The organism is Mycobacterium gordonae, from assembly GCF_001417955.2.
GTDB classification, from domain to species: domain Bacteria; phylum Actinomycetota; class Actinomycetes; order Mycobacteriales; family Mycobacteriaceae; genus Mycobacterium; species Mycobacterium gordonae_B.
In genome coordinates, this window is sequence record NZ_LKTM01000090.1 from 55261 (window position 1) to 67678 (window position 12418).

Sequence of the window (12418 nt, forward strand, 5' to 3'; positions counted from 1 at the left end):
GTTGCCGGCGTCGGCCGGCGCTGACGCTGGTCCCGGCACGGCCGGTCCGCCGGCGGCAAAGTCCGCACGGTGTGGCAGCAATCATTGAATCGGCCCGGCGTGCTGGTTCGGCGACCGGGTGGACCCACCGTCCGCGCGCAAGGATCGGAAAAACGTCGCCGGGCACCTGCGCCAGTGGTGTTACTCTCGTCACAACGGGACGCTGGTCCCAGAAAACGGGCGGGCGTGGCCTCGGGAACTTCAGGCTCACGTCTCGCGACGCCAACATCCGCCACCCGCGTATCACATGTCACATCAACCACAGCGCCAGGCAGGAGTGAATAAGATTCAGCGCAGTTCAGCCACCTGCGCTATCAAAGCTGCGACCTCTGTGAGACCTGTGGGTAGCGTGTGGATTTTCCGATAATGCCCCCACCCGTACCGAGAGATGATTACCGTTGCACACGCGACTAGTTGTAAGGGGAGCGGAATTAGTCCAGGGGCGATCATCCGGCGGCACACAGAGGTGCTTCGGTGGGGAAGCAAATAATCGTCAGCTCGGGCTACGCAACTCGTACGTGCCGCTCAACGGCACTGGTCGCACCGCTATGCGGCCTCGCTTGGATTGCAGCGAGGCCGCAATAGTGCACAAGGGCAAATGTTCGAACGGGAGTGTAAAGCGATGCCGGTGACTGACGGGTCCCTACCCGCTTTGCTGAAACAGCGGGCCCATCAACAGGCCGATACCGCGGCGTACACGTTTGTCGATTACGGATTGGATCCCAACGGCTTTGCTGAGACGCTGACCTGGTCGCAGGTCTACGGCCGGGCCTGCGTCATCGCCGACGAACTCACGCTGTGCGGCGCACCCGGTGACCGGGTGGCTATTCTGGCCCCGCAGGGCCTGGAATACGTGATCGCATTCCTCGGTGCGCTGCAGGCCGGATTCATCGCCGTTCCGCTGTCGACACCGCAGTACGGCATCCACGACGACCGCGTCTCCGCGGTCTTGCGGGACTCCCGGCCGGTCGCCATTCTCACCACCTCGTCCGTGGCGAGTGACGTGTCGAAATATGCAACCGCGCAAAACGGACAGGCCGCGCCCTTCATCATTGAAGTCGATCTGCTGGATTTGGACTCGCCGCGGGAACCATCAATGGTCACCCGGCCAGCCAGCGGGGCGGCCTATCTGCAATACACATCCGGATCCACTCGCACACCGGCCGGCGTGATCGTGTCGCACAAAAACGTGATCGCGAATGTGACACAGAGCCTCTACGGCTATTTCGGCGACCTGGCCAAGATTCCCAACGGAACCGTCGTATCGTGGTTGCCGCTATTTCACGATATGGGCCTGATTCTCGGAATCTGCGCACCGATGGTCGCCGAACGCAGTGCGGTGTTGCTGAGCCCAATGGCCTTTCTGCGCCGCCCGGCCTGCTGGATGCAACTGCTGGCCACGAATCCGTCACCCTTTTCCGCCGCACCGAATTTCGCCTTCGAATTGGCCGTGCGCCGAACGTCGGACGACGACATGGCCGGTCTCGACCTGGGCGACGTCGTCGGCATCGTCAGCGGGAGCGAACGGATCCATGTGGCGACCGTCAAGCGCTTCACCGAGCGGTTTGCCAAATACAACCTGAGCCCCACCGCGGTCCGGCCGTCCTACGGACTCGCCGAAGCCACGCTGTACGTAGCCGCACCCGAACCTGGAACGGCGCCCACGACGGTGCGGTTCGACTACGAGCACTTGTCCGCCGGTCAGGCCAAGCGCTGTGGCCCGGAAGGCACCGTCGGCACCGAACTCATCAGCTACGGGTGCCCCGACCCGTCCGCGGTGCGCATCGTCGACCCGGAGACCATGGTCGAGAACATGTCCGGCGACGTCGGCGAGATCTGGGTGCACGGCGACCATGTGGCACTGGGCTACTGGCAGAAGCCCGAGCAGACCCACCGCATCTTCAACGCCCACATCGTCGACCCGGCCCCGGGTACGCCGGAAGGACCGTGGCTGCGCACCGGCGATCTCGGCGTCCTGTCCGAGGGTGAGCTGTTCATCATGGGCCGCATCAAGGACCTGCTCATCGTCGACGGCCGCAACCACTACCCCGACGACATCGAGGCGACGATCCAGGAGATCACCGGCGGCCGGGTTGCGGCGATCTCGGTTCCGGATGACATCACCGAGCAGTTGGTGGCCATCATCGAGCTGAAACGCCGCGGCGCGTCGGCCGAGGACGCCATGCTCAAGCTCCGCTCGGTCAAGCGTGAAGTCACCTCGGCGATCTCGCGGTCACACAGCCTGCGGGTCGCAGACCTGGTCCTGGTGTCTCCGGGCTCCATTCCCATCACCACCAGCGGCAAGATCCGGCGTTCCGCCTGCGTCGAGCGCTATCGGAGCGACGGCTTCAAGCGGCTGGACGTGAGCGTATGACGGCGAGCATCAGCGGGGAGGCCGACCTCCGCCACTGGCTCGTCGACTATCTGGTCACCAACATCGGATGCAGACCGGACGAGGTCGACCCCGACCTGTCGCTGGCCGACCTCGGCGTGAGCTCGCGCGATGCCGTCGTGCTGTCCGGCGAACTGACCGAATTGCTCAGCAGGACGGTCTCACCCATCGACTTCTGGGAGCATCCGACGATCAACGACCTGGCCGCCCACCTCACCGCCCCCGAACCGGAGCCCGAAGCGGCCGCGCTCAACCGTCCGGGCCGCAATTCACTGGAAGAACCGATCGCGGTGATCGGCATGGGGTGCCGCTTTCCCGGCGGGATTTCCGGGCCGGATGCGTTGTGGGACTTCCTGTGTGAGCGGCGTTCCTCCATCGGCAAGGTCCCTGACCAGCGTTGGGAACTCTTCGATGACGGTTCCGCGGAAGTCAGAGCCGTGTTGGCCCGCACCACCCGGTGGGGTTCCTTTCTGCCCGACATCGACGCGTTCGACGCGGAGTTCTTCGAGATCTCACCCAGCGAAGCCGACAAGATGGACCCGCAGCAGCGGCTGCTGCTGGAAGTGGCCTGGGAAGCGTTAGAGCACGCCGGGATTCCGCCCAACTCCCTGCGCCGCTCGCAGACGGGCGTGTTCGCCGGATCGTGCTTGAGCGAATACGGGGCCATCGCCGCCACCGACCTTCAGCAGATCGACGGGTGGAGCAACACCGGCGGTGCCATGAGCATCATCGCCAACCGCCTGTCGTATTTCCTTGACCTGCGCGGGCCGTCGGTGGCGGTGGACACCGCGTGCTCTTCGTCCTTGGTGGCCATTCACCTGGCCTGTCAGAGCCTGCGCACCCAGGACTCACAGCTGGCGATCGCGGCGGGCGTCAATTTGTTGCTGTCCCCGGCCGTTTTTCGCGGTTTCGATCAGGTTGGCGCGTTGTCGCCGACCGGTCACTGCCGCGCCTTCGACGCCGCCGCCGACGGGTTCGTCCGGGGCGAGGGCGCCGGGGTGGTGGTGCTCAAGCGGTTGACGGATGCCCAGCGCGACGGCGACCGCGTGCTCGCGGTCATCTGCGGCTCGGCGGTCAACCAGGACGGCCGGTCCAACGGATTGATGGCGCCCAACCCGGCCGCGCAGATGGCCGTGTTGCGCGCCGCGTACGCGAATGCCGGCATGCGGCCCACCGAAGTGGACTACGTCGAGGCACACGGCACCGGCACCCTGCTCGGCGACCCGATCGAGGCCCGGGCCCTGGGCACCGTACTGGGTCGCGGGCGACCCGCCGAGGCTCCCCTGCTGCTGGGCGCCGTCAAGACCAATCTCGGTCACACCGAGGCCGCGGCCGGGATCGCCGGCTTCATCAAGGCCGTCCTCGCGGTGCAGCGCGGCCAGATCCCACCGAACCAGCGCTTCGAAAGCCCCAACCCGCACATCCCGTTCGCCGATCTGCGGATGAAAGTGGTTGACAGTCAGACTGATTGGCCGGAAACGGGACATCCGCGCCGAGCCGGCGTGTCGTCGTTCGGCTTCGGCGGGACCAACGCACACGTCGTGATCGAGCAGGGGCAGGAGGTCGCCGCACCGCCTGAGCAAGACCCGGAACCCGCCGTCTCGACGCTGATCGTGGCCGGCAAGACCCCGCAACGCGTGGCCGCGACCGCCGCGGTGCTCGCGGATTGGATGGAAGGCGCCGGAGCCGGCGTCTCCCTGGCCGACGTCGCCCACACCGTCAATCACCACCGGTCGCGGCAGGCCAAATTCGGCACCGTGGTGGCCCGGGACCGCGCGCAGGCTATCTCGGGTTTGCGCGCACTGGCCACCGGGCAGCACCTACCCGGCGTGGTCGGCCCCCAGAACGGCGCATCGGGTCCCGGCACGGTGTTCGTCTACTCCGGGCGGGGCTCGCAGTGGGCCGGCATGGGCCGCCGATTGCTGTCCGACGAACCGGCATTCGCCGCGGCCGTGGCCGAACTGGAGCCCGTCTTCGTTGAGCAGGCCGGGTTCTCGCTGCAGGACGTGCTCACCGAGGGCCGGGAACTGGTGGGCATCGAGCAGATCCAGTTGGGTCTGATCGGCATCCAGTTGGCGCTGACCGCGTTGTGGCGTTCCTACGGGGTGGAGCCCGACCTGGTGATCGGGCATTCCATGGGCGAGGTGGCCGCCGCCGTGGTCGCCGGAGCCCTCACCCCCGCCGAAGGGTTGCGGGTGACGGCGACTCGCGCCCGGTTGATGGCGCCGTTGTCCGGGCAGGGCGCCATGGCGCTGCTCGAACTCGACGCCGCGGCCACCGAGGCGCTGATCGCCGACTATCCGCAGGTGACGCTGGGCATCTACAACTCACCCCGCCAGACCGTGATCTCCGGGCCCACCGAACAGATCGACGAGTTGATCGAGCAGGCGCGCGCCCGGGACCGCTTCGCCAGCCGGGTCAATATCGAAGTGGCCCCGCACAATCCGGCCATGGACGCGCTGCAGCCGGCGATGCGCGCCGAACTGGCCGACCTGCAACCGCGCACCCCGAGCATGCCGATCATCTCCACCACCTACGAAAGCACCGACACCACCGCCCTTTTCGATGCCGAGCACTGGGCCGTCAACATGCGCAACCCGGTGCACTTCCAGCAGGGCATCGCGCTGGCCGGCGAGCAGCATCACACCTTCATCGAGGTCAGCGCCCACCCGCTGCTCACCCAGGCGGTCATCGACACCCTGCACACCGCTCAGCACGGCACCCGGTACACCAGCATCGGCACGCTGCAGCGCGACACCGACGACACCATCACCTTCCGCACCAACGTCAACACGGCGCACACCGCCCACCCACCGCACACTCCGCACCCCTCGGAACCGCACCCGCCGCTGCCCAGCACGCCGTGGCAGCATTCCCGGCACTGGATCGACCCAAGACGTGCCGCCGGCTCCGTGATCGCGGCGCCGTCGCCCGGAACGCTGCTCGGCCAGCACAGCACGGTCACGGCCGTGTCCGGTGGCCCGCCGTCGCACCTGTGGCAAGCCCGCCTGGCCCCCGAGGCCAAGCCGTACCGCGGCCGGCACCGGTTCCACGGTGTCGAGGTGGTTCCGGCCTCGATCGTCCTGCGCACACTGCTCTGCGCGGCAGACGAACTGGGGTACCCGGCGCTGTCCGCGGTGCGGTTCGACCAGCCCGTCTTCGCCGATCAGCCCCGGCTGATCCAGGTGGTGGCCGACGACCGGTCGATCAGCCTGGCCTCGCGCCCCGCCGACAACGACCGCTGGACGCGTCATGTGACGGCACGGCTGTCGGCGGCGGTGCCGGAGCCGGCACCGGTTGTCGCGCCGCGGCCCCAGCCGCTCCTCGATGATGACCTGCCCGACATCACCGAACAACTCGCGCTGCGCGGTGTGGACGGGCTGCCGTTCACCTGGACCCTCGACGCCTGGGAGAACACCGCGAATGGCGTGCGCGCCGCGATCCAACTACCGGACGCCCTGCCGGACGGTTCCACCGGGCCGCTGCTGGACGCCGCCGTGATCGTCGGCGCGCTGTCCGAGGTCGACGACGCCCGCCTGTACGTTCCGGCGAGTATCGAACGAGTTTGGCTGCGCGGCAACGACTCCGAAACTCGCGCCTCAGTTCTGCTCACCCACACCGGCCGCGACGCCGAGGGAATCACGGTCGACATCACCGCCGGGCTGCACGGCGAAACGCCGTTCCTGTCAGTGCAGTCGCTGCGTTATCGGGCGCTGGACCTCGCCGCCACGCCGGCCACCGAGAATGCCGACGCACGGACGTTCGCGCACACGCTGGACTGGCAGCCGCGCGTAGATCCCACCGAGGCGCTGGGTCCCGGAAACCTCGCGGTCCTCGGCGACGCGGGCGCTATTCGGGATGGCCTGGCGCAGTATGGTTTCGGGCCGGGCGGCGTCGCCGACGCGCGGTACGTGCTGTACGTCGCGGAATCCCAGACCGACGCCGCCGAGACCGACGTCGACTTCGCGGTCCGGGTGTGCGCGGAAGTCAGCGCTGCGGTCCGCACGCTGGCGCAGCGCACCGACCCTGTCACGCTGTGGATCGTCACGCGCGGGGTGTACGAGTCGGCGAGCCCGTCGGCGTTGCGTCAGAGTTTCCTGTGGGGCCTGGCCGGGGTGATCGCCGCCGAGCACCCCGAGTTGTGGGGTGGACTGGTCGATCTGGCCGAGGCGGCGGTGCCCGACGACTCCGCACTCGCTGACCTGATCCAGCGTCCGAGCAAATCCGTGCTGGTGCTGCGGGACAACACCGTCCTGGCACCCGCATTGGCGGCGTTGCGCGGCGAACCGGTGCGCAAGCCGGTGCGGTGCCGGCCCGACGCGGCGTACCTGATCACCGGAGGGATGGGCGCGCTCGGCCTGCTGATGGCGGGCTGGCTGGCCGACCGCGGCGCCCGGCGGCTGGTGTTGACCGGCCGTACCCCGTTGCCGCCGAGACGGGACTGGGAACTGGACACCCTGGACGCGGGACTGCGGCACAAGATCGACGCGATCCGCGCCCTGGAAATGCGCGGCGTCGCAATCGAAGCCGTCACCCTGGACATCGGCTGTGGTGACCAGTTGCGTGCCCTGCTGCAACGGCGGGACACCGACGGCGCCGCACCGATCCGCGGGATCATCCACGCGGCGGGTGTCACCAACGACCAACTGGTGACCACCATGACCGGTGACGCCGTGCGCGAGGTGGCGTGGTCCAAGATCGGCGGCAGCCAGGTGCTGCACCACGCCTTCCCGCCCGGCAGCGTCGACTTTTTCTTCCTGACCTCCTCGGCCGCAACGATATTCGGAATCCCCGGGCAAGGTTCCTACGCCGCGGCAAACGCCTACCTGGACGCATTGGCACGGTCACGGCACCAACAGGGTTGCCACACGGTGAGTCTGGACTGGGTGGCCTGGCGCGGGCTCGGGTTCGCCGCCGACGCGCGGATCGTCAGCGACGAACTGGCCCGCCTGGGGTCCCGCGACATCACGCCGGAGGAGGCGTTCACCGCGTGGGAGCACATCGACGGCTACGACGTCGCGCAGGCGGTCGTGCTGCCGGTGCCCTCGACCTCGGACGGGTCGGCCATCCAGGACAGCTACCTGATCCCGGCCCGCGACTGGTCGGGGCTCTCCGCCCCGGAGATACGCCACCAGTTCGAGAGCGGGCTGCGCGGCATCATCGCCCGCGAGCTCCGGCTGCCCGAATCCGACCTCGACAGCGACCGTCCGTTCGCCGAACTCGGGCTCAATTCGCTGATGGCGATGGCGATTCGGCGCGAGGCCGAGCAGTTGGTGGGCATCGAACTGTCGGCCACCATGCTGTTCAACCATCCGACCGTGGCGGCGCTGGCGAACTACCTGGCCAATCGGGTTGCTCCCGAGCAGGATTCGGGCGAGGACGAGATGGCGGCGCTTTCCGCGTCGGCCGGCAGTGTGCTGGACAGCCTTTTCGACCGCATCGAGTCGACGTCGTCCGAGGCTGAAAGGCCTTCGTGATGCGAACGGCCTTCAGCCGGATCTCCGGTATGAGCGCGCAGCAGCGCGCCGCCCTGTCGAACGAGTTCGAGAAGATCTCCCGGATCGCGGTCGCCGAGCCGATCGCGGTGGTCGGCATCGGCTGCCGGTTCCCCGGTGATGTCGTGGGGCCGGACAGCTTCTGGGAACTGCTGGTGGAAGGCCGCAACGCCATCTCACCGGTGCCCACCGACCGTTGGGACGCCGACGCGTTCTACGACCCCGACCCGTTGACGCCGGGGCACATGACCACCAAGTGGGGCGGCTTCGTACCCGACATCGCCGGCTTCGACGCGGAGTTCTTCGGCATCACGCCGCGCGAGGCCGCGGCGATGGATCCTCAGCAGCGGATGCTGCTGGAGGTGGCCTGGGAAGCTCTCGAACATGCCGGGATACCGACGGATTCGCTGTCCGGCACCCGTGCCGGGGTCATGATGGGCGTGTACTTCAACGAGTACCAGTCCATGCTGGCCGCCAACCCCGACACGGTGGACGCCTACACCGGAACCGGGAATGCGCACAGCATCACCGTGGGCCGCATCTCGTACCTGCTGGGGCTGCGCGGCCCCGCGGTGGCGGTGGACACGGCGTGCTCGTCGTCGCTGGTGGCGGTGCACCTGGCCTGCCAGAGCCTGCGACTGCGGGAGACCGATGTGGCGCTGGCCGGCGGGGTGAGTGTCACGCTGCGCCCGGAAACCCAGATCGCCATCTCGGCATGGGGATTGCTGTCCCCTCAGGGCCGCTGTGCCAGCTTCGATGCGGCCGCCGACGGTTTCGTGCGCGGTGAGGGCGCCGGCGTGGTGGTGCTCAAGCGGCTGACCGACGCGGTGCGCGACGGCGACCGGGTGCTGGCGGTGGTCCGCGGCTCCGCGGTCAACCAGGACGGCCGCTCGAACGGTGTCACCGCACCCAGCACGGCCGCGCAGTGCGATGTGATCGCGGACGCGCTGCGGTCCAGCGATGTGGCGCCCGAGAGCGTCAGCTACGTCGAGGCGCACGGAACCGGAACGGTGCTCGGCGACCCGATCGAATTCGAGGCGCTGGCAGCGACTTACGGCCAGGTCAAGGATCAGAGCCAGGGCGCGTGCGCGCTGGGCGCCGTCAAGACCAATCTCGGCCACCTCGAGGCCGCGGCCGGGATCGCCGGTTTCATCAAGGCTGTGCTGGCCGTCCAGCACGGCCAGATCCCACCGAATCTGCATTTCTCACAATGGAATCCGGCGATCAACGCCGCGGCGACCCGATTCTTCGTGCCGACCGAGAACACCTTCTGGCCCGGCGCCGCGGGTCCGCGCCGGGCGGCGGTGTCCTCGTTCGGGTTGGGTGGCACCAACGCGCACGTCGTCATCGAGCAGGGCCCCGACCTCTCGCCGGTGACCGGGTCGGACGCCGGGGTGTCCACGCTGTTGGTGTCGGGCAAGTCGCCGCAGCGGGTGGCCGCCACGGCCGGGGCGCTGGCCGACTGGCTGGAGGTCGCCGAGGTTGCCGTCGCCGACGTCGCCCATACGCTCAACCACCACCGCACCCGGCAGGGCAAGGTCGCGACCGTGGTGGCCCGCGACCGTAAGCAGGCGGTCGACGGCTTGCGCGCCCTGGCGGCAGGACAGCATGCCCAGGGCGTTGTGCCCTGCCAGGATTCGCCCGGACCGGGCGTGGTGTTCGTGTACTCCGGGCGCGGCTCGCAGTGGGCCGGCATGGGTCGCCGATTGCTCGCTGAGGAAACGGCTTTCGCGGACGCGGTGGCCGAGTTGGAACCGGTCTTCGTACAGCAGGCCGGCTTCTCCCTGCGCGACGTGCTGGCCGACGGCCGGGAACTGGTCGGCATCGAGCAGATCCAGCTGGGCCTGATCGGCATGCAACTCGCGTTGACCGAACTGTGGCGCTCCCACGGCGTGCGGCCCGACCTGGTGATCGGGCACTCGATGGGTGAGGTGGCGGCCGCGGTGGTGGCCGGCGCGCTCACGCCCGCGGAGGGCCTGCGGGTCACCGCCACCCGGTCCCGGCTGATGGCGCCGCTGTCGGGGCAGGGCGGGATGGCCATTCTGGGCCTCGACGCCGAGGCCACCGAGTTGCTGATCACCGACTACCCGCAGGTGACACTGGGCATCTACAACTCACCCAGCCAAACGGTGATCTCCGGTCCCACCGAACAGATCGACGAGCTGATCGCCGCGGCGCGTGCCCGGAACCGCTTCGCCGGCCGGGTGAATATCGAAGTGGCTCCGCACAATCCGGCGATGGACGCACTGCAGCCGGCGATGCGTGCGGAGCTGGCGGACCTGGCGCCGCGCCGCCCGTCGCTGCCGATCATCTCGACCACGTACGAAAGCCTGCACGGCACACCGGCATTCGATGCCGAGCACTGGGCCGTGAACATGCGCAACCCGGTGCGCTTCCAGCAGGCCATCACCGCAGCGGCCGAACAGCACCACACTTTTATCGAGATCAGCGCACACCCGCTGCTCACCCAGGCCATCACCGAGACGCTGGCCGGACCAGGCTACCGCACCGTCGGCACTCTGCAGCGCGACAGCGACGACACCGTCACCTTCCGCGCCAACCTCTACACGGTGCGCCCGGCGGATCCCCCGCACGCGCCCGAGCCGCACCCGGCCATACCCACCACGCCGTGGCAGCACACCCACCACTGGATCGACATGGACGTGGTAAGCCCGGAACGTCCTATTCGCAACCGGATTCAGCCTCCCGGCGACACCGTCGAAGCCTGGATCCACCAGCTGGACTGGCCCGTGAGCCCCGCGCCCGCCGCCGAGATCGCCGGGGGCGCCTCCTGGCTGGTGGTAGCCGAGCCCGCACTGGCCGACGCCATGGCCCAGGCCGCCGACGCCCGGGTGATTACCGAAGGCGCCGTTGACATTCCGCTGGACGGCGTGGACAACGTGCTCTACGCACCGCCGGTCGCCGGTGAGTCGTTCGACATCGCCGCGGCCTACCAAATTTTCGACACCGCCCGCGCGCTGGCCACCGCCATGGTCGCCGGCGGTTCGCCGCAGAAACTGTTCGTCATGACCCGCAACGCACAGCCGGTCGCCGAAGGCGAACGGGCCAACCCCGTTCACGCGGTGTTGTGGGGCCTGGGACGCTCGCTGGCGCTGGAGCATCCCGACATCTGGGGCGGACTGATCGACGTCGACGACACGATGCCCGCGGAGCTCGCCGCACAGCACGTGCTGGCTGCCGCCGAACTCGCCGACGGTGAGGACCAGGTGGTGTACCGGTCGGGGGTTCGCCACGTCCCCCGGTTGCACTGGCGACCGCAGGACGCGGGCACCCCGGCGTTGCAGCTCGGCGGCGACACCAGTCAGCTGGTCATCGGCGCCACCGGCAACATCGGGCCGCACCTGATCCGCCAGCTCGCCCGGATGGGTGCCACCACCGTCGTCGCGGTGGCCCGCAGACCCGGCGCGCTGCAGCAGCTGGCCGACGAATTGCGGACGGCCGGAACAGAACTCGTCGAGGTGGCCGCCGACGCCACCGACCCCGCGGCGATGGGCGCGTTGTTCGACCGGTTCGGCGCCGACCTACCTCCGCTGGAAGGGATCTATCTCGCGGCCTTCGCCGGTGGGCCGGTACTGCTCAGTGAGATGTCGGGGGACGACGTCACCGCCATGTTCCGGCCCAAACTCGACGCCGCGGCGCTGCTGCACCGGCTGTCGCTGCGCCATCTGACCGACCACCCGGTGCGCCACTTCGTCCTGTTCTCCTCCGTCTCCGGCCTGCTCGGCTCCCGGTGGCTCGCCCACTACACCGCGACCAGCACCTTCCTGGACACCTTCGCCTATGCGCGGCGCACCATGGGCCTGCCGGCGACCGTCGTCGACTGGGGACTGTGGAAGTCGCTGGCCGACGCGCAGCGGGACGCCAGCCAGGTCAGCGCCGAATCCGGGCTGACGCCCATGGACGACGAAACCGCCATCGGTGCACTGTCTTCCGTGCTGGCCCCGGGGGCCGCGGTGCGCACCGCGATCGTCGCCGCCGACTGGCCGTTGCTGGCGGCGGCCTTCCGCACCCGTGGATCGCTGCGCATCGTCGATGACCTGCTGCCGGCGCAGACAGGCGTAGCGCTGCCGGAAAGCGAGTTCCGCAAAGCGCTGCGGGCCGCCGACGCGCACCGTCGCCACGACATGCTGCTCGACCAGGTCGGACTGCTGGCCGCGACGGTGATGGGTATGCCGGCCACCGAGATCCTCGATCCGTCCACCGGATTCTTCCAGTTGGGCATGGACTCGCTGATGAGCGTGACGCTGCAGCGGGCGCTGTCGGACACCCTCGGCGAATACCTGCCCGCCTCGGTGGTTTTCGACTATCCGACGGTGTACGGGTTGACCGATTACCTGGCCACCGTGCTGCCGGAGTTCGCCGAGTTGGCCCTGGCGGCCGAGGAAGCGGCCGAGGAACCACCCGACGACTACGAGGACCTGAGCGAAGACGAGTTGCTGCGGCAACTTTCGGAGAGGCTGACCTGACCGCT

At 68.7% G+C, this 12418-nt stretch carries 3 protein-coding genes; all 3 read left to right on the plus strand.

The window, feature by feature from the left end; genetic code table 11:
- Positions 1–661 precede the first annotated feature (661 nt).
- Genes fadD26 through AO501_RS10090 form a run of 3 tightly spaced genes read left to right on the plus strand, consistent with a single transcriptional unit; the run spans position 662 to position 12413 of the window.
- Positions 662–2413, plus strand: a complete 1752-nt coding sequence (fadD26, locus tag AO501_RS10080; RefSeq protein WP_055577577.1) for a long-chain-fatty-acid--AMP ligase FAAL26/FadD26 — start codon at positions 662–664, stop codon at positions 2411–2413.
- The gene (locus AO501_RS10085; RefSeq protein ID WP_055577578.1) at positions 2410–7908 is read left to right on the plus strand and encodes a type I polyketide synthase; all 5499 of its coding nucleotides are present in this window, start codon (positions 2410–2412) and stop codon (positions 7906–7908) included. Before fadD26 ends, AO501_RS10085 begins: the two co-directional genes overlap by 4 nt.
- Entirely contained in the window at positions 7905–12413 is a 4509-nt protein-coding gene (locus tag AO501_RS10090) for a type I polyketide synthase (RefSeq protein ID WP_156452448.1), read from the plus strand. Before AO501_RS10085 ends, AO501_RS10090 begins: the two co-directional genes overlap by 4 nt.
- The last annotated feature ends 5 nt before the right edge of the window (positions 12414–12418 follow it).